This is a genomic window from Parabacteroides leei, from assembly GCF_023369805.1.
Lineage (GTDB): Bacteria > Bacteroidota > Bacteroidia > Bacteroidales > Tannerellaceae > Parabacteroides > Parabacteroides leei.
Window position 1 is genome coordinate 40,686 of sequence record NZ_JAMBQG010000027.1, and the last position, 26,171, is coordinate 66,856.

Sequence of the window (26,171 nt, forward strand, 5' to 3'; positions counted from 1 at the left end):
TTATTGTTGATTCAATATTTCCTACATTATCTCCGTCGTTCCCTCTAACCGGTATTGATGGAATGATTCCGGAATACCGCAAATAGACAGGAGATTGATTAATGCTACATCATATTGGTAATAGGCCAGCAGAAAGGCAGTCTTCACTTTTGAAAGCATTACTTCCGCATCTACCACCTCGGTGGATGTTGCCATTCCTTCCTGGAAGGATTTCTGCCGGATACGCACCAGCTCGTTACTCATTTCGAGCGTAGTATTCAGGGCTTTTACATTATCGAGTGCGTTTTGTAATTGGGTGTAATACTTATCGACTCCTACCTTCAGGTCCGTCACCGCTTTATCTTTTCCGATAGCCAGCGTCTGACTGGTGAGGCGAGCCTGCCGTATCTTCTTTTCCCGGTTCAATCCGTCGAAGATATTCCAGGTAAAGCCGATCCCCACCATCGTACGGGGCATCAGGTATTTATCCACTCCATGCGAATAAAGAGTCTGTTTACCGAACAAAGCGATTGTTGGAACATAACCGGAGCGGCCGATCTTCAATTCACTCCCGGCAATATTCTCTTGTAGTTTTAATTGGTTGACCAGATAGTTATTGGCAGGAACCAATTCTTTAAAATAATCGGCGGAAGGAATATTCGTATTGATAAAGAGGGAAGTCGTTGTACTGATATCTTTCTCTTCTTCCATATTCAGAAGACTTTTCAATGCCTGCCGGGCTACTTCCAAATCTTTGCGGGACGATTCCAATTCCCGTTTTGCCTCATCCATGCTAACTTGGGCGAAAAGGCGTTCGGCCCGGTTTATCATGCCGTTCTGTTCCAGTTTAAGAGCCTGGTCATAATGCGTTTTCAGTGAGTTGTAAGTTTCTTCCTTTACGGCGACCACCCGCTGCCCGAGACGTAATCCGAAATAGCTTTCAATCAATAACGATTGTTGGTTGGCATTAACCTGTTCCCGGTTGACTTCGGCGATATTGACCATCGTCTTCCCGATCTTACTGGCGAAAATACGTTTCCCACCTGTAAAAAGAGGCCAGGTGACATTTGCATCGATGGAAGTGATATTCTGTGAAATAAGTGGAAGAGTCAATGTGTTCTGTCCGATCTTATCCAGAATAGAAGAGATAAACTGGTCGTCGGGGATGATGGAATGAACAAAATCTTTTGCCGGATCAGTGAACTGGTCTAATGGTTGCTTTACTTCGACCGGATTCGACATATGTACAAAGGCACCGGCTGCACTGACCGAAGGATACCAAAAAGAGTTCAATTTCTGATGTTCGTTTTTTGCCAGCTCCACCTCTTTTCCCGCAATCCGGATACTCCGGTTCTCCTTCTGAAGCAGCTCCATCGACTGTTCCAAGGTCAGATCGACCGTCTCCGTCTGGGCAGAAGTCAGGACAGGAAAAAGAAACAGCAAGCCAATACTGAAATGCGTTAAGTTATTAATCATAAATGCGTTTAAATTTAGTTTGAGCGAATTTTTGATTAATAACAAAGCCCTCTCCGGGATTGTTCAGCGAGCTAACTTCCTTTTTTAGAGGCTTTCTTCAAGTCCGGTAAAAACCAAGTGACCAGCCCGATCAGCGGCATATAAGCACAAACATTGTAAACGGTCTCGATGCCATAGTGGTCAGCCAGATTACCTAACACTGCCGATGCAATCCCTGCTACACCAAAAGCAAAACCAAAGAATAAACCGGAAATAAGTCCTAACTTATAAGGTAACAATTCTTGGGCATATACCAGAATAGCCGGAAATGCAGAAGATAACGTCAAGCCGACACAAAAACTCAGGACGGCCGTCAGATATAAACTATGCACATGCGGCATTACCAACGAAAAAGGAGCCGCACCGAGAATGGATGCCCAAATAACATATTTGCGTCCCACCTTATCCCCTATCGGACCTCCCAACAGTGTACCCAGGGCAGTAGCTATCAGAAAGACAAACAGGAACAACTGCGAAGATTGCACACTCACACCGAACTTCTCGATCAGATAGAAGGTATAATAACTGTTCAGGCTCGCCATATAAATGTATTTGGAAAAGATAAGAACCAGGAGGATAGAGATAGAAAATATCGTTTTACCCAGCGGCAAAGGCATTTCGATATGGTGTTTCGAAGAGCCTGTGTCTTCACGCTTAAACCGCTGAAGCAGTCCTTTATACCAGCGTCCCACATAAGTCATGATCAGGATAGCGATAAAGGCCAGAATAGAAAATAAGGCAATATGGCTGCGCCCGTAAGGAGCTACCAGGATAGCAACCAATAACGGCCCCAACGAGCCTCCCAGGTTTCCGCCCACCTGGAATAACGATTGTGCCAGTCCCCTCTTCCCCCCTGAGGCCAATGAAGTCAACCGCGAAGCTTCCGGATGGAATATCGACGAACCGACGCCTATCAAAGCGACGGAACATAATACCCAGGGCAAAGAATTTGCAAAAGCAAGGCTGAGCAAACCGATCAATGTAAAACTCATACCGATAGGCAAAGACCACGGAGAAGGATTTTTATCGAAGTATAATCCGGTAAGCGGCTGAAATACGGATGCTGCAGATTGATAAACCAGCGTAATCAAACCGATCTGAGCAAAATTCAGTACCAGATCATCTTTAAATAACGGATAAACAGCTGTAATGACAGATTGTAACGAATCATTTATACAATGCGATATACTTAACGCCACTAAAATCCGGAAGGTAATCCCACTTGCCGACTCTACCCTATTTTGTCCCATTTGTAACCTATTTGCCTATTGAGCCGCAAAAATACATAATAAAAACGAAGGCTCACTAACAACCGGATATTTATTTACTGAACGGATTTATTGGGAAAATTGAAAAGACAGTGTTTTTTCAAGATGTAAAATTCTATCAATTAACATTCAGATTTGTTTCCACAAACACCTCTCCAGCCCTTATTCTTTAATGTCAGTACCGCAACAACGCACCATTTTAACAAAACTTTTCTTTCAGATCTTTTTGATTCTTTACGTAAACTGTCGTTAGCCAAACGGCCTTACAGTTGTTTTATCGTTGAACAACTAAACAAAGAGCATAAATAATGAGAATTAAACTTTAGAACTGTGCCGGAGATGAAAGGAAATCTTGTATCCATCTCTCCCGAAACCTACGCCAATTCCCCCTATCTCCCTTATCGCCCTGATGTAAGAGACTATTTTCACTTCGGTACAGCGTCTAAAGTTTACTTAAAACTCTTCTTCTTCCTCCCCGTTAGCCGTATGAAGTATAAATGTAGTGGCACCCATGGTTACAATCGCACCTTCACCAATCCGTACCTGTTCCTTTTTTCCTAAAATAACACTGCGGAGGAACGTGCCAGTCATACTCTGGTTATCACGGAGGGTATAGATAAACTTACCTTCCTTGTCCTGTTTTACATTAATAATACAATGCTTGCGTCCCACACTCGGATCGCTGGTAATAATAGGGACATCCACACCTTCCGTGTCTTTATTTCTACGTCCAATCATATTATCTCCCAAAACCAACGGCAGATCTTGCTTAAAACCAAACGTATTTTCAATTACAGTGATATAGCCGCAAGAGAAATCCGGTTCTTTCACCTCTTTCTCCTGGCCGGATTCGGTACGGATTGTCTTTCTTCCCAGCTTTATCTTAAATTGCGATCCGCATTGAGGACACACAAAAGCCAGTACTTGTCCATCGGGATACTTGGTTTCATCGAACGATAGCTGATTATCACATTTGGGACAGAATATTCTTTTCATATTATTTATCGGAGCATTTACATTTATGAAGTACAAAGATAAGCCTTTTTCCACGGATACAAAGATTGAAACCTTTATAAAACAAAAAAGGCCATCCGTCACGGACAGCCAATCTTCATTGTTAACCTTAAATCTAATACCATGAAAAAACACAGTGCAAACATAGTGCATTTATGTTATATAACACAACTTATTAATTGTGTTTCTTATTCATTTAATAACGTTTAACAAAAAACTGTTCTAAAACATAATTTAGTTCTGCGGCATTGCACCCACAAACATTCAGTCTGGGTTTGGCCTATTGTTTCCGGAAATAAAACCCTAACGTCCAAACATACAAAAGATGAAACTTAAGTTTTTATTTCTTTTTATTTTCTCCGTTCCTATTGCCACGAATCTTTATTCACAACAAGATAGCATTCGTATAGAGAAAAAAGACGGCGCCCTGAAAAAATACTGGAACAGCTTTATATATGGTAATGTAAACCGTACCTTTGAAAGAAAAACAGGAAACAAACCAGATTATGTTTATAAAATAAGCAAGCATTTCCATATCGGGGGCGCCTTTAATCTAAACTATGCGAGTTTATCCGACATAAAATTACGAATAGAGTTTAAGCATAACGTAAACGCGCGTGTTGACTATGGTTTTGGGAAAGATACAGGTGGATTTGTGTTCAACTTCGCCGAAGCCTTTTAAAGATTTTACAATGTGCCAAAAGTAGGTACCGCGATCCTTAATGCCTACTTTTAACAGTATGTTTGAACGACTATACGCCACAACAACGATTAACAAAAAATTATATCAACAAATTTTAACAGCACACAGACACATATATGTTTTTTCATTAAAAGAAGCAATAAAAATCAGCGGATATCATAGAGATCAGAAAAAACACTATATTTGCTCAATTTTTAAAATTTCATATTGTATTATTATGAAATATAATATACGCCTCAACATTATTTTAACAATTCTTACAGGCCTGCAACTTGCCTGTGTCATGAATTCAGTAGCTAACAATTCGGCTGTTTCCAATAAAGATTATTTATTGGTTCTAAACAGTTATACCTCCGATGCAACCTGGAGTAATGCTCTCATTAGCCCTATACAGCAGGAAATAGCGGCAAATTCGCATCTTGATTTCTACGTTGAGAACATGAATATGTTAATGATCGATGATTCCGCCAAACTGAACAAGTTTAAAGAGTCTTTTTTTCCCAGATACACACATGCACCTAAAGCCATCCTGTTATTAGGAAACAGTTCCTTCATGATGTGTGACGATTTCAAAAAGCATTGGGGTGATGACATACCTTTGATCTTATGTGCCGAGTTACCCTACTTAAGTCCTACTACAAACTATATAAAAAAATATCCGGCAGAAATTACCGAGCAAGTTCCATTGGAGCAATTGACGGAAAGCTATAATCTCACCTTGTTGCAAACTAAAAATTACCTGCCTGAAAACATCGAACTGATGCAAAATATAATCCCCGGCATGGAAACATTAACATTTATCGGAGACGGCCGTTACATCAATCAGCAATTAGACCACGATTTACGCATTTTACTAAAAAAGTCATATCCGGATTTAAAATACGATTTTCTCTCTGCGGCGGAAATGACAACAGACTCTTTATTATTTAAATTAAATACAACAGACAGAAACACAACCGGGGTACTTTTTTCATCCTGGTTCACTCGCCAAACCTTTGCCGGAGGAGATCTGTTAATGGCTAATACATTCCAGGTTATTTCCAATGCAACCATTCCGATCTTCGCCTTAGGGGATGCAGTCATGCTAAACAGCAGGATGCTCGGCGGTTATTTCTATCAACAGCAAACATTCGATAAACAGTTAAAAACGACATTGGACGCCGTTCTCGCAGGCAAAGCCCCCAGGGATATTCCTTTTTACATTCCAGAAGGACAACCTGTATTTGATTATCCGACACTTCTGCAAAAAGGAATCAGTACGAATTTATGCCCCGCAGGTGCTGTTTTTCTAAACCTTCCTAAAACGGCTTTGGAAAAGTACAAATACCACCTGATAGCACTCGGTGTCTTATTCATCGTATTAATATTTTTTACATTGTATCAATTCAATCGCATAAAATCACTTAAAGCGTTGCGGATAGCACAGCAAAAAGAGATTGAAGCGAATGCGGAATTAAGCAATCTTTTCGAGAATATGCCGGTACTATATTGCAAGGTTCAACTGATACGTAATCAGGCTGGCGAAGTGATCGATGCAATCATTCATAAGGTAAACAACCGGTATTTGAATGCGATGCACCTGGACAGAGATATTGTCGGTAAAAAAATGAGTGATCTCCCGGATGATGCATTGACGATGTTCATCCGTTATTTCCAGTTCATGGAAATGGAGAAAAAAACAATCAGTTTCACTTATTACCTGAAACAGTCTTCTGCCTATTTCAACATCATGCTGACTTTCTCACTCCAGTCTGACTTCGTGGATATCTTTGGTGTCGATTGTACAGATCTTCATCACACCCAAGTGAAACTGGATTCGATTAACCATAAACTTGCGATGGCACTCGACATCGCCAATATCGTTCCCTGGAAGTGGGATCTGCGTGAACACACCATTTTGTGTGACGTAAACCGCCAGGTCGAACTCGACGTTACGGATGATAGCCTGAGTGAAAAGCTATTGTCTGTCCCCGAATCGCAATATTTCGGAAAGATATATAAGGAAGATCGCCAGCGAGTACAACAAGCTTATACCGAACTGATAGAAGGCAAATGCTTGAAAGTAAAAGAGGAATACCGCGTAGTCAGCCATACCGACCAGGGCATTCAAGTAGATTGGATCGAGGCCCAGGCTGCAGTAGATACCCGTGATGAAAATGGAGTCCCTATTACATTAGTCGGATCATCTCTGGTAATCACCCAACGTAAAAAAATGGAAAACAGCCTGCTCGATGCTAAAAATAAGGCCGAAGAATCCAACAGGTTGAAATCTGCTTTCTTAGCTAATATGAGCCATGAAATCCGTACTCCATTAAATGCAATCGTAGGTTTCTCCACATTACTACCTTCGATACAAGAGCCTTCCGAGCAGGAAGAATACATAAGTATTATCGAGAATAATAATACACTATTGCTGCAACTCATCGGAGATATACTTGATTTATCGAAGATAGAAGCAGGTACCATGGAATTCAATTACAGCGATTTCGAACTAAACCAGTTGATGCAGGAATTAGAGAACAGCTTAAGACTGAAACTACAAAGCGAAAAAGTGCAGTTGATATTCAAAGCAGGAAGCCCTCAATGCCATATCCACGCAGAAAAAAACAGAATATCCCAGTTAGTCATTAATATGGTAAACAATGCAATCAAGTTTACCACCGAAGGTTCTATCCGTTTCGGTTATGAAATCAGAGGTAAAAGGTTGTATTTCTTTATCAAAGACACAGGAATAGGTATTCCGGCAGAAAAAAAGAATGACATCTTCGAACGATTTGTCAAGTTGAACCATTTCGCCCAGGGAACAGGATTGGGACTTTCCATTTGCCGCATGCTCGTTGAGAATATGAACGGGCAAATAGGTGTTGAAAGCGAGGAAGGCAGAGGCTCGATCTTCTGGTTTGAGCTGCCTTACGTACCGGCTCAAGAAATGATAAAAATAGAAGAAAAGCAAAAACAGATCAAATCTAAAACAAAACATCTTACAATCCTTATAGCAGAGGATAACGACAGTAACTATAAATTGTTCCAGACTATACTTAAGGATGATTACTACCTTTTACATGCATGGAACGGAAAAGAGGCGGTGGATATGTTTAAAAACGAATCTCCTGACATCGTACTTATGGATTTAAACATGCCTGTCATGAATGGATATGATGCGACTTTAGAAATACGGAAGACTGATCCTCTAGCTCCGATAATAGCCATTACAGCCTTTGCCTATGCATCAGATGAGCAGCGAGTTATGGAAAATGGATTTGACGGCTATATGGCTAAACCCGTACAAGCGAACAAATTGAAGGAGCAATTATCAGATATTATAAATTCAAGAATAATTCTGTTATAGGAAATATAAAGAGTTCATATACGGACAAAAAAAAGGCTATCCATCCCGGACAGCCAATCTTCATTGTTAACCTTAAATCTAATACCATGAAAAACACAGTGCAAATATAGAGGCTTTATGTTATACAGCATAACATTTAGCTTGTTTTTCTCATTCACTTAATATAGTTTAACAAAAACATGCTGCAAAACATTGTTTTTGCAGCATGTTTGGAATGATTAGACCATACGTCTTTACTGTTTGACGACTTTTACCACTTCATTATCCATACGGATAAAATAAATGCCTGCAGGATATACCTGCATCGAGATAGTATTCTGTCCAACCTGACATGGAATTTTCGCGCAGATTTGTCCACCCACATTTATGATATAACAAAATATTTTTGAAGATATTTCAATAAAAAAAAGTCGTTCTATCTAAACGCAGATCCGCTACCAAACAAGGGCTAAGTCTACTTACTAAGTAAGGCAAAATCTACTTAATAAGTAGACTGCAACTTACTTAGTAAGTAACCATACTACCTACTCGATAAGTAGCTGTCGGTCTACTTATCGAGTAGGGTGTATAGATTATACTCCGAGTATTATATTAGCATCAATATTCAGTTTCCGATTAATTTCCCTGGCAACTTTCAAAGTCGGTTCACATTTACCAGAGATATAATCACTGAGCCGGGAAGGACTTACTCCTATCAGTTTGGATAATGATTTTTGATTAAGTCCCATTTCATACATGCGAAGTTTTAGTACATCCACCAAAGTTGGTTCTCCTAAAGCATAATGCTCTTCTGAGTAATCAGCCACAAGATTAGACAAAAACTCTAATTCTATGCTATTAGGATCATTCAGTGGAGTATTGTCATCCACTAGTGGAAGAAGTTCCTCTACCCTTTTAACTGCCCATTCATATTGAGCCTGATTTTCTATCTTTGTCATACACCTTAAATTTTAGAACAATCAATTTGATCATATTCTTTATGAGTACCGATGAAACGAATATAAACGAACTGGATCGTAAACTTAATAACAACTACCAATCGATAATTATAACCTTTGATATTTAAAACATAATGCTGATTGCCAACATTGTCTACACTATTGAATGTTTTCTTCACATCAGCATAGTTAGTCCACTTACTCTGTTTTACTATCGTTGTCCATTCTTGAAGAGCGACTCTTGAGTCGGGATACTTTTCTGCATATTCTTTTAATGCCTGTTCCGTAAATATCCTCATTGCTATTTATTTTTATACAAAGGTAGGAATACAATTCTATATTTCAAAATTAAATTTCATATTTCAGAACCATAATGAACAATAGTTATTATGGTAGAACGCAAAAAAGGCCATCCATCACGGACAGCCTATCTTTACACAAAAGCGTCATGGTATGCAGCATATTTACCGTACCTTTAATATGATTAACGAAATATACTACATACCATATTTTACTATATAGAAATCATCCTTCCCATCATAATGGCTTATCAATTCCGGCCGGATTCAAGCCGGGGCCACCACCTCCTGTATACCCTCGGCTTTCACCTGTTTTCCAGGGAGAAATCCAAAAAGCATACAGATCACCATCAGTTACATAGAATTTTATTTTCACGACTTTATCAGTAAGAGAGGACAGGTCTTTTCCCGATTTCCACGTAACCATTTGTTTGGTCGAATTTAAATCCTTCAATGCATCACAGTCATCCTTGGAAAATCCGGGGATTACTTTTCCCTTTTCATCCAATATCTCTACCTGCAAGTTTTTAACCTGTGCATTGACAAAAAAGTACTTACCGTCAAATTTAATATTTCCGGTAGTGAGGAAACCCTGCCCCGGAGTTTGCATGGAAACAAACCCGTCACGACGTAAAGTTGCCATACCCGTGGAAGTAAAACCATCCCACATGACATCGTTTTTCATTCTTCCGCTGGAATACAGATACAGGGAATCACCTACAACCAGCGGTACGCCGATAATCGATTGCATATTTCCCCAGTTCCATGCCCCGTCCGTTTCATTAACACCCATAATAGGTTCATAAGTAGGACGATAAAAATGGAAACCATCGCGGCTGTATCCCATTCCAATCTCATTCCTCTTCTGAATACCTAATTTATCGCAAACATCATTCTCCGGCCCTTTCCACATAGCATAAAATCCCAACATAACACTCTCATAAGGCATAGCATCAAAGTTATAGATGGCAGGACGTACATCCGGAAATTCCGGATGTACCAATTCCTTATCCGACGGAGTAAACCATAAGACTATATTTTTATCTTTGATACCCGCCGCCAACGAATGCGCCACACTGACAGCCATTTCCGGATCTTCATTTTCCAAATATCCCCTGGAGCGTCCGTCCGCTTTAGCCCCTTGCCGGAGACTCAGTGCCCATTTCCCAGTGAAAGGGTTATAGAAAGCCGTGGTACGGTCGCCTACCGGCCCGGATTGTGCTACCCCTTCCGACCAGTGGATACCATCTGTAGAGTATTTCAGGATCACTTTCCAGCCACCCCGGTGCTTCTCCACATTGAAAAGTTTAAAACGCTTTTCCGGATCCGGACACGTTTTATCCAGCCATACCGTAGCAGCATCCCTATCGCAAGTATCGACTATATTAGTCCCCGGTTTCACATCCATATTAACCTTCTGCCACTGTTTACCGTCAAGCGACTCGGCATAACAGGTGTAAAAACTCTGGCGGTGTTTATGCATAGATCCCGCACCGGCCAGATACCACATTTTGAATTTCCGGTCAGTCTCATCATACCAGATACCATCGCTGAAAGGAGCTGCATAAGGGGCACGTTCAAATGTATATTCCCATTCCTTATCCGGTGCAAGTACCGGATTTCCTTCGTAAAACGTTGCTTTGTGAGAGACACGCTGCATATCTGTTTCTGCAATGAGAAAATCATCGACAAACAACTGGCGTCCGAGATTAATCGGGATAACAGCCGGTTTGTTTTCAATATACGGCAAAGGCATTTCACGGCAAACGCCATCATCTACCATACCCGGAGGCCAAAGCTCCGGAAGAACTATTCCATTATGCAAAGTTTTGCCATTGCCTTCTACCGGACAATTGTTTTGCGAAGAGACACAACCCGAAAGAAAAGCAGTGCATATCAAATAATAAGCTATTTTCATGTTATCTTTATTTTAATTACCAACCTGGATTATTCTTAATTATATACGGATTACCTTCTACTTCATCGATAGGCAGCGGAATCCACTCATTCTTGTTTTCCTGGAAACCCATATACTGAGCTCTGCTAAACTTCTTAAACAAAGGATCGGAAGCTTCCAACTCACGGAAACGTTCCACCACTTTTCCCCAACGAAGTAAATCAAAAAAGCGAAATCCTTCGTAAGTAAGCTCCAGAACACGTTCATTTTCGATCGTTTCCATATTTGCATCTGCAATATAAGGAACACCGGCTCTGTCACGTACACGATTGATCGCTTCCAACGGGGTTATATTAGCTGTAGCTTTACCTCCCATAACGACTGCTTCGGCATACATCAGCAAGACATCTGAATAACGAATCATTCTCCAGTTGACACCTTGTGCACGGCCATTGAAAAAATGGGCTCCGGCATCGTCCGTCGGAGGCAATGTCCAGTCCATCCACTTTCTGCTACACATCTTATATCCGGTAGCCAGTTCATATTGTTCGCCGAATGTACCGTCTTTGGATCCCATCTCTGCCTCCCAGTTTTTATTTTCCAGGAAAGTCACTTTCATTCCGTCCGGATTAATAATTTCCGGAGCATTATCATTAAAAACAAACGACCCGAACATCCGTGGATCAGTCTTTCCATCAACGGTCTTTGAGGCAACAAATTTGTCATATAACCAATTATGCATCACTTGTGCAGAACTATTCGAATTTCTGTTTTTATTCATGATACACATTTTACAACGGATATCATTAAACAGGCCGCTATCCACAAAACCAGGATTAAATCCGGTATTCAACACACCGACAAATTGTATTTCAAAAATAGACTCATCGTTATTTTCATGAGTTACGTCGAAATTCCACGAGTAGTCGTCTACCAGTCGGTAATTGCCGCAATTTCCATTGATGATCTCAGCAAATGCTGCTGCCGCCTCATCATAATAAGTCGTTTGTGAAGTACCGTATTTAGGCTCTATCCCCGAACGATACAGATAAGCTTTACCCAAAAGGGCACAAGCTGAAGCCCTGGTAACACGGCCTTTGTTTTTTAAATCCCAATAATCCTTACCCGGAAGCAGGTCTTTCGCTTTAATCAGATCACCTATGATAAAATCCCAGGCCTCTTCCGGTGTTGCCTGCGGTTTATATTCATTAGGGGCTTTTGGTAATTCTTTGATTAAAGGTATGTTCCTGTAATTAATGAATAAGAAAAAGTGCGTGAATGCACGAAGGAAATAAGCTTCACCCAGATAAGCATCATGCTGTTCTTTATTACTAAATTCAAGATCAGTTAGACTTTCTATCATCTGGTTCGCCTGCGATGCAGCCGTATACATCAACTGAAACGGCTGTACCAAAGAATAATACGAGGGAGTAAATTCCTCGTTATAAGCACCGGGTACGCCATAATCGGCTACTGAACATCCCTCATCACTACGGGTCAGCATCAACCCGAAGCCACAAGCACCCAAGTTACGCGGAGTAGATATGTAACCATAGATCCCCAAAACTCCCTTGTTACAATTTTCCGGTGTAGTATAGAATGAGTTTACATCCAACTGATTCGGATTGACAGACAATTCGTCAAAAATGTCTTCACAAGAAGTCATCATCCCGGTAATTACGAAACCGATGACCCATATTAATATTTTATGCAAACTGTTTTTCATATTCATACGAGTTTTAGAAAGTTAAATTGATACCGATATTATATACTCTGGAGTTCATTGTTGCTTCATGCGGACTCTCCTGCGCCTGCCAGAAGCCATCCACTCCTCTGTCGAACAGCGCGTTGGAACTAACTTCCGGATCATACAGCGGATACTTGGTGATAGTGAACAGATTTTGCACACCTGCATAAATCCGCACCAGATCGACATGGAGTTTCTGCAACAACTTCCTGTCAAAAGAATAACCGATCTGTAAATTCTTGCATCTGAAATAGGAACCGTCTTCTACATAAAATGTACTTGGTAGCGAGTTGATACCCGAACTATTCTTGCTATTCAGCTTAGGAGCCTCTGCATTCGTATTCTGCGGAGTCCACGAGTTGTAAAAAGCATCTTTCAGAATGGCACTATTGGCACCGCCAAAATACCAGTCGTACTTCATCAAAGCAAAGACGTCATTGCCTTGCGTACCCTGGAAGAAAGCGGTCAGATCCCAGTTCTTATAGCCGACATTGATGTTCAACCCATAAGTAAAATCCGGATGAGGATTGCCGATAGCTGTTTTATCGTTTTCATCGATCTTCCCATCCGGTTTTCCGGTCAATACACCATCTACGCTACCATTATTATCCTGGAAAATAAAGTTTCCGTCAGCATCAAAACCATCGACCACATATCCCCAGAATGTACCGATAGGAAGCCCCGGCTTCGTAATGGTAGGACGGTCGTTGAATGAACCGCTCATCATCACTTCCGCCTTGATAGGTTGTACCCCTTCGCCCAGACTCTTTACATTATTTTTCAAAGCAGAAATATTGGCAGTTACCCCCAGGCTCCAGTCTTTCCAGTCTTTGCGATAACCTACCGTAAATTCAAAGCCTTTGTTCTCTACCGACGCAGAGTTGAAAACTGGTAAATCACCGCCATTGGTCATAATGGTCTGCCCGGATGAAGCCAAAGGCAGCAACGGAGCAAGCAGGTCATTGTTATCTTTCCAGAAATATTCAGCCGTGAATGATAATTGATTATTCAGAAATGCCATTTCTAATGCGATGTTTTTAGAGATGGATTTCTCCCACGTCAGGTTCTCCTGAGCAAATTTAGTAACGTAACCGTTCATCACACTTTCCTGCCCGGTTTGATTTTCACCGAACACTGATGGAATAGGGCCGTATGCCGTGGAAAGGAATGAATAAGGATCAATAAAGTTTGCCCCTAATTCTCCATAGCTGGCTCTAATTTTCATTCTGCTGATCCAATCGATATTAAAGAATTCTTCTTCATGTATATTCCATCCGATAGAGACAGAAGGGAAATACCCTACCCGGTTTCCTTTGGCAAATTTTGAAGACTTATCACTACGGATACTTGCAGAAACAAGATAGCGGTCTTTGTAGTCATAGTTTAACCGGGCGAAAAATGAAAGTAAAGCCGAATTATATTCCTCGCTGGTTATATCTCCTTTTCCATTATAGATAGTAATACTGGGGCCTCCCAGATCCGTAGAACCCGAACCAATTCCCATTGTTCTGTAATATTCACGCATCCAGCTGGTACCTATCATTGCGTCGAAAGTATGGCCTTCAAAAGTATTCTTATAAGTCAATATATTATCGATCGTATAGTTGAATCGCTGCCCCCGGCTTTCTGACAGGGAGTTGAGCGTTCGGCTGTAATCCGGATCTGGGTCACCATTGGCATCCCAGTTGGAATCGAATGCAATGGAGCGGGAATAATTATTTGTGGAAATATAATCACCACCCAGTACAAGCTTATAGTCCAGCCCCTTAAACAAGTTCAATCCTATGTTTAAGCTACCTGTTACATTGACTGTCTTATTTCTTCTGACGGTATTGGAATAAGAAGCGAAAGGATTCGTCACCTTACTTTCGTTCACGTAAAACTCCCTGCCTGCCGAAACATATCGTCCTTCGGCATCTGTCATCGGCACGGTCGGAATTCCCATGACCATTCTTACTTGTGGTTCTTTATTCGTGAATGCGGCAGAAAGTGTTTCACTGACAGTCAGACGGCCTTTCTTGAAAGTTCCGTTCACACGTGCATTGTACTTCTTGAAACCGGAGAACTCCATAATACCTTGCTGATCGAAATAACCGATACTGGTATTGAAAGTCGAATATTCACCGCCACCGGAAATAGCCGCATTCAGATTATACATAGGTGAGTTTCTTAAATAAGCATCCTGCCAGTCCGTATTGATACCCGGATTAGTCGGATTTACATTTTCCGGTGCCTGGGTCTGATTACTGGAATTAGCGACAAGCTGCTTTGTATATTCACGATGTTCGTTTGCACCCAGGAAATCCAGGTATTTGGAAGGTGTTTGCATAGAGTAGTTTGCGGATATCTCCACTTTCGCCTTCCCCTTCTGACCATGTTTCGTTGTGATCAGAACTACACCGTTCGCAGCCCGTGAACCATAAATGGCAGCAGCAGAACCATCCTTCAATATTTCCATCGACTCGATATCCGACGGATTCAGCGAGTTAAGGCCATTGTTTGAGAATGCACCGTCAATGACATACAGAGGCTCCGTAGCACCGAATGTACCAGCTCCGCGCACAAGTATCTTTATATCAGCACCTGCTTCTCCTCCTTTTTGCAAGACTTCCACACCAGGAGTACGTCCTTGCAAGGCGGATGCTACCGAGTGTCCCACTTGTTTGTTCAACTCCTGGGCAGGAACAGTAGCAACAGAGGCTGTTAAACTGGATTTCTTCTGTGTACCATAACCGACAACGACCACTTCTTCCAGCTGTTCCATATCTTCTTTCAGAGTGATATTGACATTTCTTCTCCCCTCAACATTAACGGAAAGAGTCTGGTAGCCAACAAAACTGACTGACAAGACTGCACCGGAAGATACTTCCAATGCAAATTTACCATCCAGATCTGTTATAGTTCCATTGGTTGTTCCTTTTTCCAATACGGATGCTCCGATTACAGGTTCTCCCCTTTCATCGGTTATCGATCCGGTTACCTTATTTTTGCTTTCAGCAACCAGCTGTCTCGAAATAAGGATATGTGATCCCTGTATTGTGAAAGTACAACCGGAGTTTTGCAACAACACTTTCATCAGATCGCCGACAGTTGTTTCCCCCGAAGTTGCAGGAGCCGGACGCGAAGTATCAAGTATTTTCGCATCATAATCTACTGACATCTTTGTTTGTTTCTCTATCTGCTCAAAAGCAGTACGGAGGGAATTATCCGTTCCGGTCAGATGAACCTTTTGATTCTGTGCTTCTACCAATGGCACAAAAGCCAACAATAGGAATGTTATTAATATACATGAAAAGATTTTAGTCTTTTCTGATTGTATTAGAAAGGTAATTCGCATATCTTTGTGTGTTATTATTAATATGAATACTATTTTAATATTTCTTGAAATGTTTTTGATGGTATTCTATGATTTCAAAATACGGGGAGGAGATTTTGCCGGTCGTTCTCCCCGTCTTTCTTTTATATATGCTGTGGTTCCTCCTTCCTTTTAGTTTATACTGATTGTTTGCCCTGTTATCCGGTATCTGAAGTCTTCTATCAAATGTTTTAAAATCAGAAGAGCATCTTCTATACTTTCATCCGGATTGAATTTCACATAATAGGTACGCCCCTTATATTTTTCCGCATTATAATTAATTGTCACATTATATTTGCGTTCCAAAGCGGCAGTCACTTCTTCAAAGCTGGCATTTTTGAATATCAGGTAACCATCTTTCCAGGCCGAGACTTGTTCAGCATCCACCACATTGATTGTCGCCTGGTGTGTCAAATGGGAGTAGACAAATTGTTCATTGGGCTTTAAAATGGAAGCCAGAGTCATCGAAGATTTCGTATCCACCTGTATACTTCCTTCCTCCAACGTTGCAATAGTTTCTGTTGAACCGGGATAAGCATTTACACTAAAAACAGTACCCAAAGCTTGAACATCCAGATGTTTCGTACTTACAATGAACGGCTGTTCTGGATTTTTCGCCACCTTGAAACAAGCTTCCCCACTAAGAAAAACGGTACGTGTGGCAGCAGTAAACTCCGAAGGATAAATAAGGACTGACCCGGCATTTACCCACACAACAGAGCCATCGGATAACGTTATCTCCTGCTTATCACCATAAGGGACATAAAATTCAGTTAGTTTCGGAGATACTATTTTAACATCCTGTTCAGAGAAATAACGGGTTGTGAACACTGTCAGTATCCAAACAGCGGCTACTGCTACATATTTCAACCAGCGCCTGTTGCGTCTCTCCGGTAATGTCACATTCCCTGACTTTGAAATCCTGTCCTGAATTTCCGACAGCCTGTTCCAGGTCTGCTCTGAAATATCAGACGGACTTGTCTCCCAGATTTCCTGCAGGGCATGCTCCTTTTCATCACGATCTCCTTCCGAACGAAACCAATAACGAAAACGTAATTGAGTATCCTTCGAAAACCGTTTTCTAAAAAATAACCTGATTATCTCCCTTATCTCTTTTTCGTGCATAATTATCGCTTTTTATGAATAAGAAAGCGAACTTCGGTTTTACACACAGTCTAAATTGATTTTTTATCGAAAACAAATAATCAATGGAAAAAGAGCAGAATAAAGATTTTAAACATTTTCCTCAAATCCGCCAGGGCGACGGTTAAATGGTTCTCCACAGTCCGTTTATTTATATTGAGCCGGTTTGCAATTTCCTCATTATTCAGACCTTCCATCCGGCTCATACGAAAAATCTGTCTCCGTTGGGGAGGCATCTGATCGACTCTGAGGTTAATCAATTCCTGTAAGTTGCTGGCAAATAACTGTTCTTCCGGATCATCGGATACCGATGGAGATAAAAATTGCGCCATCCCGTATTTTTCCTGCACCAAAGAATGATCATAATAATTGTATAAGATGTTACGTGCCATCTGATAAAGGTAAGATTGAAACAAACGTATATCCGAAAGCTTGCTTCTGTTATTCCAAAGATTAAAAAAAAGATCCTGGGCTAAGTCCTGCGCGATCTCGTCATCGTGTACAAAGCCTGTAAAGAAATAGACAAGTTTAGGCTGATACCGCAGAAACAATAATTCGAATGCTTTCGAATCACCGTTACTCAGCGCCTTAACATACTCATCTTCCCTGGATGTAATCATAACAGCAAATCTCCCCTTCATCGATAAGACCAATATCAATCGTACTTAAATTACTTATGTGGATTTTATCAGAGGCAAATATAAAAATAATTGTTTCAGAAAAGTCCAATTGGCAGAAAATAAAAAAGGCCATCCATCGCGGACAGCCAATCTTCATTGTTAACCTTAAATCTAATACCATGAAAAACACAGTACAAATATAGAGGTTTTATGTTATGTAGCATAATATATCATTTGTTTTTCTCACATCTTTAATATGATTTAACAAATACATGCTATAAAACATCTTTTTGCAGCATAATTCAGCTACAATCCTCTATTTCATCCTTGCGTCTGCGCCCCACATGAGTTTCTCACGAAGCGTCTGATAAAAGGTATGATTATATCTTTTAATCACTTTTGTTGTATAATCTGCTTTCGATACCGTCAGTTGTATACCGGTAGGGAATATTTCCGAACGTCCGTCCAATGAGATCAGGAAATATTTATTCCGGCTCTCGACCCCTAGCGTGATCTTATAAGTATCAGGAATAACCAGAGGGCGAACATTCAGGGAATGAGGGGCAACGGGACTCAATACGATATTGTTACTTTGCGGTATAATGATCGGTCCGTTCACACTCATGGAATAAGCTGTCGAACCGGTCGGCGTTGCGATCAGCAATCCATCTGCCTGGTATGAAGCCAGGTACTCATCATTAAGCGACGTATGGATCGTGATCATTGAAGAGGTGTCGCGCTTCAATATGGCGATCTCATTCAACGCATAGTTATACCCCTTAAAAACACGGTCTTCCGTATTCAGACGCAATAAAGTACGTTCTTCTATTTTATAATAGTTCTTGAATAACTCATCCAACGTGTCCTCGATATCATTACCACCCACATCTGCCAGAAAACCGAGCCGTCCGGTATTAATACCCAGAATAGGAATATCCTGCCGATTCACCCGGGCTGCCGTACGCAGGAAAGTACCGTCACCTCCCACACTGAGAGCCACATCCAGATCGAAATCATCATCTGTCAGCAACCCGGCCACTACAGGTGCGAAATTCAGGACATCTGTCAGGAAGTAGTAGAATTGAGAGTCCACATACACCTCCGCCTCCTGCAAACGAAGCTTTTCAAACAAACGTTTTATCTGACTCTGTTTCTCTACCTGATATTCACTGCCAAATACACCAACCTTCATAAAACTGTCAATTGATTAAATATTCATATAATGCAACAACTCGTTCATCCGCTGCTGCAACAGATCATCCACCATCCCTTTTTCCATGAAATAATAAAGAACAGTATAATTGAAACGCTCGAAACTACGGATCACCGGCGAAGCATCCTCCAGATCGATTTTAATAATAAGATGTAACCTTCCGGTATCTTTATCCGTGTACGAAAGCAGATTCAATACATGCGCATTGTTCGATTCGATCAAACGGGCAATATCCGTCAGCGAATAATCCTGCGGCATCACCTCCAGAACAAACACACTGCCCGAAGTCTCGGCATTACACAGCTCTGAAAGAATATCGATCAGTTTCTCTCTCGTAATCGCCCCCCGATACTCCCCTTCCGGACTGACCACCGGCAGCAGGCTCAACTGGTAGCGGGCGATCAGCGAAAGCGCCTCATGGATATGCGTATTCTCCATCGCACTGGGAGCAAACAGAACCGGCTCGCCAATCGTTGCCTCAGGATCAGGCATAGCCATCAGATCCTTTTCCGAGATCAGGCAACGGTATATCCCCTCGCTCAACAAAGGCAGATGTTTTAACTTAAAATCATCCATCAATGCCAACGCGTATTCCCCTGTGTCAAAACTTTTTAACACGGGAAGTTCCTTCGTTATGAAATCTTTCACCAACATTATTCTGTTAATTCCCTTAATTCTGCTAAATTTGCCGATACTTTTGTGCAAATGTAATGAAAGAAAAAAGATATAACGATATACGATGACAAATTTAAGTGTAAACATTAACAAGGTTGCAACCATCCGTAACGCACGCGGAGGTAACATGCCTGACATTTTAAAAGTAGCTCAAGATTGCGAAAATTTCGGTGCACAAGGAATTACAGTCCATCCACGTCCGGACGAACGACATATCAAATACAGTGACGTGTACGCGTTAAAACCTCTTATCAGGACAGAATTTAACATTGAAGGGTATCCTTGTAACAATTTTATAGACCTGGTATTAAAAGTAAAACCGACACAGGTGACACTGGTTCCGGATGCACCCGATGCCATCACCTCCAATGCCGGCTGGGATGTAAAGGCAAACTTCGACCTGCTGAGTGAACTGGTCGATACGTTCACCGCACAGGGAATCCGCACCTCTATCTTCGTAGGGACCGACCTGGCCAACATCGAACTGGCGGCAAAAACAGGTACCGACCGCATCGAGCTGTACACAGAGCCTTATGCAACCAATTACCCGGTAAACAAGGAAGAAGCCGTCGCTCCTTTCGTTGCTGCCGCACAACTGGCAAAGAATCTGGGAATGGGAGTCAATGCCGGCCACGACCTGAGCCTGGAAAACCTGGCGTGGTTCAGTCAGAACATACCTTGGCTGGAAGAGGTTTCCATCGGTCATGCCCTGATCTGCGACGCGTTGTATCACGGATTGCAGGAGACCATTTCATTATATAAAGCATGCTTGCAACAATAAGAACAAACTAATATTAACGAATAAGTATACAAATCTATGAGTATTTTACTTTCCCTACAGGCAGTAGGGGCACAGACAGCAGAGCAGATGCCGGATCTGACGGCAGTAACAGTCCCCACTGAAGCAGAGATCAATGTAATAGACCTTGCATTCAAAGGAGGGTGGATCATGGTTGTATTATTGCTGTTATCACTAATGGCAGGCTACATCTTCATCCAGCGTTTATTAGTTATCCGCCGTGCGGGTAAAGAAGATCAGAATTTCATGAACCGTATCAAAGACTATATCCATGAAGGGAAAGTCGACTCGGCACTGAACCTGTGCCGCAGCACCAACACCCCTTCCGCCCGTATGATCGAAAAGGGTATCACACGTCTGGGACGTCCGATGAACGATGTACTCGTTGCTATCGAAAACGTGGGTAACCTGGAAATTGCGAAACTGGAAAAAGGCTTCCCGCTGATCGCTACGACAGCTGCCGGAGCTCCTATGTTGGGTTTCCTCGGAACGGTAACCGGTATGGTACGCGCCTTCTTCGATATGGCGAATGCCGGAACGAACGTTGACGTATCCTTATTGTCCGGAGGTATTTACGAAGCACTTGTAACCACCGTCGGCGGTCTGGTAGTCGGTATCATCACCCTGTTTGCTTACAACTACCTGGTTTCACAAGTCGACAACGTGGTGAACAAGATGGAAGCCCGCACCATGGAATTTATGGATTTATTGAACGAACCGGCTAATTAACAAAGCGAATGGCACTAAAACGAAGAACAAAAGTAAACGAAGCCTTCAGCATGGCCTCTATGACCGACGTCATATTCCTGCTGTTGATCTTCTTTATGGTCACCTCTACGGTAGTCATTCCGAATGCCATCAAGGTAACATTGCCGCAGGCAAAGAAGCAGACGGCAGCCAAACCGCTCACGCGGGTTACCATCGATGCCAACCTGAATTACTACGTAGCATTCGGTAACCAGCGGGAAACGCAGGTCACGTTCGACGAGATCACCCCGTTCCTGCAAGACAGTTACGCAAAAGAGCCCGAAATGTTCGTCGCCCTTTATGCAGACGAGACAGTTCCTTATAAAGAAATCGTAAAGATCCTGAACATAGCGAACGAAAACAAATTCAAGATGGTGCTTGCCACCCGTGCGCAGAAATAACAGATATGAAATTCAACAAAGATGACATATACAGTATAACCGGTTCGGTCGCATTTCACCTGGCGATCTTCCTGATCCTGTTGTTCACGGTACTACGTACGGAAATTCCGGATGAAGACGGGGGTGTCCTTGTCAACTTCGGGAATGTAAACTCCGCCGCCGGTACCTTCGAACCCAAATACACCGGACAGGAACTACCCCAGGAGACGACCACTCCTCCACCGCCACCCACTCCACCGGTAGAAACACCGAAAGAGGAAGTGATCACGCAGGACATCGAAGAGAGTGTTGCCATAGCAGACGCTAAAAAGAAAGAAGAGCAACGCAAAAAGGAAGAAGAGCGTAAACGGAAAGAGGAAGAGGATCGCCGCAAACGGGAAGAGGCCGAAAAGAAACGTTTGGAAGAAGAACGTCGCAAGAAAGAGCAGGCCATCAGCAACCGTGTTGCCGGAGCATTCGGTATCGGCGGAGCTGAAGGAAACAGCCAGGGCGATGCAGAAACAGGTACAGGTAACCAGGGAAGTCCGTTCGGTAACTCCGACCACGGAGCCAACGAAGGCGTAGGCGGTTACGGTTCATTCAACCTGAACGGTCGTTCTATCGGAGCCGGAGGCTTGCCCCGCCCCGCTTACACGATCCAGGAAGAAGGCAAAATCGTGATCAACATTACGGTAGATCCGAAAGGCAATGTAATATTCACAGAAATAGGAAGAGGTACCAACATCGACAACGCTTCCATGCGTAAGAGTGCACTGGATGCCGCCAAACGTGCTAAATTCAACAGCATCAACGGGGCGAACAACCAAAGCGGTACGATCACCTATGTGTATAAACTTAAATAACGGAAGTAATATGAAGAAAGCAATTGTATTTTTAGCCAATGGCTTCGAAGAAATGGAAGCCCTGGGCACAGTCGATATCCTGCGCCGCGGAGGTATCGAAGTGACAACTGTTTCCATCACAGACAATCCTGTTGTAACGGGAGCACATAATGTTCCGGTTACTGCTGATACAACGCTGGGAAAAGCAGACCTGGCAGGAACCGATGCGCTTGTTCTGCCCGGTGGTATGCCCGGAGCAGCCAACCTGAATGATTCGGAGCCGGTAAAAGAAGCCCTGTTGCAGCAATACCGTGAAGGAAAGATCGTTGCCGCCATCTGTGCAGCTCCGATGGTACTAGGCGGACTAGGATTGCTGAAAGGCCGTAACGCTACCTGCTATCCGGGCTTCGAACCTAAACTGATCGGAGCTAATGTGACTGGTGAAGCTGTTGAAGTTTCCGACAACGTGATTACCGGCAAAGGTCCTGGACTGGTCATTAACTTCGGTCTTGCCCTGGTAGCTGCTATCAAAAGTCAGGCTGTAGCCGAAGAAGTTGCCGCCGGTCTGTTGGTTTAATCATCTGAAATAATATTTAAGAGCCGTGATATTACCTGATAATATCGCGGCTTTTTTGTATGTTTGCAGCCGTTTTAGCAAAAGGTAAAAAGGAAAAAGATGAACAACAATTTGAAAGGATTCGCATACGGCATTGCCACTTCGGCTACATTCGGTTTGATACCATTGTTTACTTTGCCGCTTATGGCAAAGGGGATGCAGTTCGATTCGATCCTGTTCTACCGTTTCCTTTTTGCATCGATAGCCCTTATCGGCATCATGGCGGTGAAAAAGGAATCCATGCGTATCGACAAAAAAGACATTCCCGTACTGATATTGCTCGGCTTCTTTTACACGGCATCCGCCATGTTCCTTTTCTGGGGATATAACTTCATGTCGGCGGGGATAGCTACAACGTTGCATTTCACCTATCCGATATTCGTCACCCTTATCATGCTGGTGTTTTTCCGCGAAAAAACATCATGGGTCACGTTGCTGGCGATCTGCCTGGCGATCTGTGGAGTTGCCCGCCTGTCTATCAACGAAGGGGAAATGAAATTGAGCGTACTGGGTGTCTTTATCGTACTGCTTTCGGCTGTCGGGTATGCCCTTTATATCACGACCGTCAATAAATCGCGGATACACAATATGACAGGCAGGAAACTGACGTTCTACGTATTCATTGTCAGTACCTTCCTGTTTGCCATCAAAGCAAGCACGAATGAGGGGATACAACCCATTCCCGATGCCATGTCGGTTGTCAACCTGATCCTGCTGGCTACCGTACCGACAGTGATATCCAACATAACGCTCGTATTGGCTGTGCATAATATAGGTGGCACACTCACTGCCGTGCTGGGAGCTATGGAACCTGTAACGGCCGTATTTGTCGGTGTATTGGTATTCGGAGAACCGTTCACTTTCAATCTGGCCGTCGGCATTCTGCTTATAATCATAGCCGTAACAATGATCATCTTATCCAAAACCATACAAAAAACCCTGCGGGGTGTCCGCAGGGCCTTATTACATTATCCCAAGCATTGATTATTATTTTTGCTTGTTCATGACTTTCAATAACTCCTTACCGGCTCTGAACTTAACGCTCGTCCGGGAAGTTATCTGGCAGCTTTCTCCCGTGCGGGGATTCCGTCCCAGTCGCTGACTTTGTGCCCACGGACGAAAAGAGCCAAAACCCTGCAGGGTTATTCCTTCCCCGTCGCTTAGCCCCTCCGCCATAGCATCCAATACAGCATCCACCATCCGACGACAGCAACACTCCGTATTTCCGGTATGGGCAGCTACATGTTTTATCAGGTCTGTTTTATTCATTATTTATTGTTGGTAGTAAGATGTTGTTTCCATTATTTCAAAGCTTCACTAAGGAGTCACCGCATCCTTCGTTTGACTGATGTGCAACGTATCGCGGGCTGTCACATTCGCTTTATTACGGATCAACAACATGGAGCGGCGGGTACCTGCATCCGATAATTCGTCCACCTGGACGGTATAAGTTCTTTTGTAGCCGGTAGATGCTTTTGTCACGATCGTCGGATCGGAAGCCGAAACGCTGATCCACTCCAGATAATGTTCGTCACCGGCGGCGGCATCCTCATCATCGGGTTCGGGTACGATCACACAATCCGTATCGAAAGGATTCACTGCTTCGAACGTGAAAGTGCCGGTAGCGGCAGGCAGGGCAATCTTATTATCGGCATCAGGAGTAAAACCAATAGTAAAATTACCCAATTCGGGTACCACCTTCTGCGTCGGTTTCACGTTGACAGTGTCGACGGCATTCCAATCCGTTACCTGGATATTGAAAGAGACATCCGTCATATCGGGAGCCGGATTGATACGGATCAGGTAACGATGGTTACGTTCGATAATAACCGGGGCGCCTTTACTGTTCACAAACGGAATCACACGGCTGAACGGTGAGTCGCGAAACTTGCCTTTGATTAGTACCGAGGTAGCCGAACCGGCATCCTCGTCGTCATTCTCATAGGTGTAGAGCTCGTGCCAGAGACGTTGTTCTACAACACCTGCTTCTATCGAGGCATCCACCCCGATTGTATTTCCATTTATATCGCTCGTTCCCGGTGTCGGACTCTTATAATCCGTACCATCCTGACTGTAGCCTATTATCTTAGCCGGGTCATTCACTTCCGCAAAATTACGGGTCAATAAAGAAGCAGTAGTTGCAGCCGGGATCAGGTAACTGCCCGGTTTAGCATTGACTATATGGACAGAGGTCAGGACAAACCCTTTTTCCAGGAAATCCTGATCGAAAGCCCGGTTCGTTATATCGATACGGGCGGCCAAGCGTTGCATAGTGAAAGCCATCCCTGTCTCTACCGACTTTTTGATCATCTTCGCATCTTCTGCATACATCACCAAGCCATATTGATTATCAAAATTCGGATCAGCAGAAGCGACTGTCGGCATAATATCAGTCTGCAAAACAGCTTCCTGCAATTTAGCGTAAGTATTCAGGTTGTTTGTCTCGTCGAAATCGTCCGGCAAGTTGGCCAGGGCTACGATCCGGCAACTGAAACCGCCGCCTTCACGCAGGATAAAGTCACAGTCGTATTCACCTTTAGCCGTTTCCGTGATCTTCACGCTGTCTTTTTCCAGTGGGAGTGTCGTCATATCGAACACATAGCGCTGAAAAGGAACGAACTCTTTATCAGCCTCCTTTTTAGGGTAGACATAAAAAGAGAGTTTGGTGATTGTCTTTTCTGCGTCGGTGGCTGCAAACGGGTCACCGAGGGCACGGGTAGACGTTCCGTTACGGAAAGAGACTTTCAGCATAGCGGCATCGCCTGTCAGAACAGGCGGTTCTCCTCCGTTAATCTTATCCTCGGTACAACTACCGAGGAAAAAGCCGGCTAACAATAAGGCCGACAGATATAGATAATGTTTCATAAGTTTATCAGTTCATTTTTTATATTCCCTTGTTTTTTATAAACTGTCGAAGGCTAAGAGAATAAAAAATCCCCCGGCAGAGTGAAGTGACCCCGAAAAGTTGGACAAGTTATCTACTATATATTTTGATAAAGAGTTCGGTACTGCACCGGACTCTTTCCATTTAATCTGATTTTAATTCTTTTATTGTTATAATAGTCTATATAT

General features: G+C 42.8%; 23 protein-coding genes. 8 read left to right on the forward strand and 15 right to left on the reverse strand.

Annotated features, from left to right (window positions below):
- Positions 1–21: 21 nt before the first annotated feature.
- The 3 genes from M1P97_RS24285 to M1P97_RS24295 all read right to left on the reverse strand — a co-directional run bounded on the left by M1P97_RS24285 (position 22) and on the right by M1P97_RS24295 (position 3,758).
- Complete coding sequence (locus tag M1P97_RS24285; protein ID WP_249390439.1) at positions 22–1,455, reverse strand: TolC family protein; 1,434 nt, start codon at positions 1,453–1,455, stop codon at positions 22–24.
- 71 nt (positions 1,456–1,526) lie between these two features.
- Complete coding sequence (locus M1P97_RS24290; protein WP_249390440.1) at positions 1,527–2,744, reverse strand: MFS transporter; 1,218 nt, start codon at positions 2,742–2,744, stop codon at positions 1,527–1,529.
- Positions 2,745–3,215: 471 nt separating this feature from the next.
- Positions 3,216–3,758 carry an FHA domain-containing protein gene (locus M1P97_RS24295; protein ID WP_195372091.1) on the reverse strand — a complete coding sequence of 181 codons (543 nt, stop codon included), beginning with the start codon at positions 3,756–3,758 and terminating at the stop codon, positions 3,216–3,218.
- Between the two features lie 343 nt (positions 3,759–4,101).
- Between M1P97_RS24295 and M1P97_RS24300 the strand changes: the two genes are divergently transcribed.
- Positions 4,102–4,458 (forward strand): hypothetical protein, encoded by a 357-nt coding sequence (locus tag M1P97_RS24300; RefSeq protein ID WP_249390447.1) that lies wholly within the window; start codon positions 4,102–4,104, stop codon positions 4,456–4,458.
- A gap of 238 nt (positions 4,459–4,696) precedes the next feature.
- The gene (locus tag M1P97_RS24305; RefSeq protein ID WP_249390441.1) at positions 4,697–7,828 is read left to right on the forward strand and encodes an ATP-binding protein; all 3,132 of its coding nucleotides are present in this window, start codon (positions 4,697–4,699) and stop codon (positions 7,826–7,828) included.
- Positions 7,829–8,400: 572 nt separating this feature from the next.
- On the opposite strand, the gene M1P97_RS24310 is transcribed toward M1P97_RS24305, so the two are convergent.
- From M1P97_RS24310 to M1P97_RS24350, 9 genes are all read right to left on the reverse strand, one after another.
- The gene (locus M1P97_RS24310; protein WP_249390442.1) at positions 8,401–8,766 is read right to left on the reverse strand and encodes a helix-turn-helix domain-containing protein; all 366 of its coding nucleotides are present in this window, start codon (positions 8,764–8,766) and stop codon (positions 8,401–8,403) included.
- Positions 8,767–8,771: 5 nt separating this feature from the next.
- On the reverse strand, positions 8,772–9,065 hold the full coding sequence (locus M1P97_RS24315; protein WP_195372089.1) for a type II toxin-antitoxin system HigB family toxin: 294 nt from the start codon (positions 9,063–9,065) through the stop codon (positions 8,772–8,774).
- Between the two features lie 238 nt (positions 9,066–9,303).
- Positions 9,304–10,983, reverse strand: coding sequence for a hypothetical protein (locus M1P97_RS24320; protein ID WP_195372088.1), 1,680 nt, complete (start codon positions 10,981–10,983; stop codon positions 9,304–9,306).
- A 16-nt stretch (positions 10,984–10,999) separates the two neighbouring features.
- Positions 11,000–12,688 carry a RagB/SusD family nutrient uptake outer membrane protein gene (locus M1P97_RS24325; RefSeq protein ID WP_195372087.1) on the reverse strand — a complete coding sequence of 563 codons (1,689 nt, stop codon included), beginning with the start codon at positions 12,686–12,688 and terminating at the stop codon, positions 11,000–11,002.
- Positions 12,689–12,701: 13 nt separating this feature from the next.
- Positions 12,702–16,046 (reverse strand): SusC/RagA family TonB-linked outer membrane protein, encoded by a 3,345-nt coding sequence (locus tag M1P97_RS24330; RefSeq protein WP_394803947.1) that lies wholly within the window; start codon positions 16,044–16,046, stop codon positions 12,702–12,704.
- Positions 16,047–16,196: 150 nt separating this feature from the next.
- The gene (locus M1P97_RS24335; protein ID WP_195372085.1) at positions 16,197–17,189 is read right to left on the reverse strand and encodes a FecR family protein; all 993 of its coding nucleotides are present in this window, start codon (positions 17,187–17,189) and stop codon (positions 16,197–16,199) included.
- 80 nt (positions 17,190–17,269) lie between these two features.
- Positions 17,270–17,848 carry an RNA polymerase sigma-70 factor gene (locus M1P97_RS24340; RefSeq protein ID WP_195372084.1) on the reverse strand — a complete coding sequence of 193 codons (579 nt, stop codon included), beginning with the start codon at positions 17,846–17,848 and terminating at the stop codon, positions 17,270–17,272.
- Between the two features lie 295 nt (positions 17,849–18,143).
- Positions 18,144–19,019: an NAD kinase gene (locus tag M1P97_RS24345; RefSeq protein WP_195372083.1), complete on the reverse strand. Its 876-nt coding sequence runs from the start codon at positions 19,017–19,019 to the stop codon at positions 18,144–18,146.
- Positions 19,020–19,034: 15 nt separating this feature from the next.
- Positions 19,035–19,694 carry a CBS domain-containing protein gene (locus M1P97_RS24350; RefSeq protein WP_195372082.1) on the reverse strand — a complete coding sequence of 220 codons (660 nt, stop codon included), beginning with the start codon at positions 19,692–19,694 and terminating at the stop codon, positions 19,035–19,037.
- 85 nt (positions 19,695–19,779) lie between these two features.
- Between M1P97_RS24350 and M1P97_RS24355 the strand changes: the two genes are divergently transcribed.
- The 6 genes from M1P97_RS24355 to M1P97_RS24380 all read left to right on the forward strand — a co-directional run bounded on the left by M1P97_RS24355 (position 19,780) and on the right by M1P97_RS24380 (position 24,083).
- Positions 19,780–20,496, forward strand: coding sequence for a pyridoxine 5'-phosphate synthase (locus tag M1P97_RS24355; RefSeq protein WP_195372081.1), 717 nt, complete (start codon positions 19,780–19,782; stop codon positions 20,494–20,496).
- 36 nt (positions 20,497–20,532) lie between these two features.
- Positions 20,533–21,243 carry a MotA/TolQ/ExbB proton channel family protein gene (locus M1P97_RS24360; protein ID WP_007658773.1) on the forward strand — a complete coding sequence of 237 codons (711 nt, stop codon included), beginning with the start codon at positions 20,533–20,535 and terminating at the stop codon, positions 21,241–21,243.
- 8 nt (positions 21,244–21,251) lie between these two features.
- Positions 21,252–21,662, forward strand: a complete 411-nt coding sequence (locus tag M1P97_RS24365; RefSeq protein WP_007658774.1) for an ExbD/TolR family protein — start codon at positions 21,252–21,254, stop codon at positions 21,660–21,662.
- 5 nt (positions 21,663–21,667) lie between these two features.
- A complete protein-coding gene (locus M1P97_RS24370) occupies positions 21,668–22,504 on the forward strand; it encodes an energy transducer TonB family protein (RefSeq protein WP_195372080.1) in 837 nt (278 codons plus the stop codon).
- Positions 22,505–22,514: 10 nt separating this feature from the next.
- A complete protein-coding gene (locus M1P97_RS24375; RefSeq protein ID WP_249390443.1) occupies positions 22,515–23,060 on the forward strand; it encodes a DJ-1 family glyoxalase III in 546 nt (181 codons plus the stop codon).
- A gap of 99 nt (positions 23,061–23,159) precedes the next feature.
- Positions 23,160–24,083 carry a DMT family transporter gene (locus M1P97_RS24380; protein ID WP_249390444.1) on the forward strand — a complete coding sequence of 308 codons (924 nt, stop codon included), beginning with the start codon at positions 23,160–23,162 and terminating at the stop codon, positions 24,081–24,083.
- Positions 24,084–24,086: 3 nt separating this feature from the next.
- On the opposite strand, the gene M1P97_RS24385 is transcribed toward M1P97_RS24380, so the two are convergent.
- From M1P97_RS24385 to M1P97_RS24395, 3 genes are all read right to left on the reverse strand, one after another.
- Positions 24,087–24,368, reverse strand: coding sequence for an HU family DNA-binding protein (locus tag M1P97_RS24385; protein ID WP_195372077.1), 282 nt, complete (start codon positions 24,366–24,368; stop codon positions 24,087–24,089).
- Positions 24,369–24,416: 48 nt separating this feature from the next.
- On the reverse strand, positions 24,417–25,964 hold the full coding sequence (locus M1P97_RS24390) for a hypothetical protein (RefSeq protein ID WP_249390445.1): 1,548 nt from the start codon (positions 25,962–25,964) through the stop codon (positions 24,417–24,419).
- 116 nt (positions 25,965–26,080) lie between these two features.
- A partial coding sequence (locus tag M1P97_RS24395; RefSeq protein WP_249390155.1) for an IS3 family transposase occupies positions 26,081–26,171 on the reverse strand: 91 nt, incomplete at its 5' end.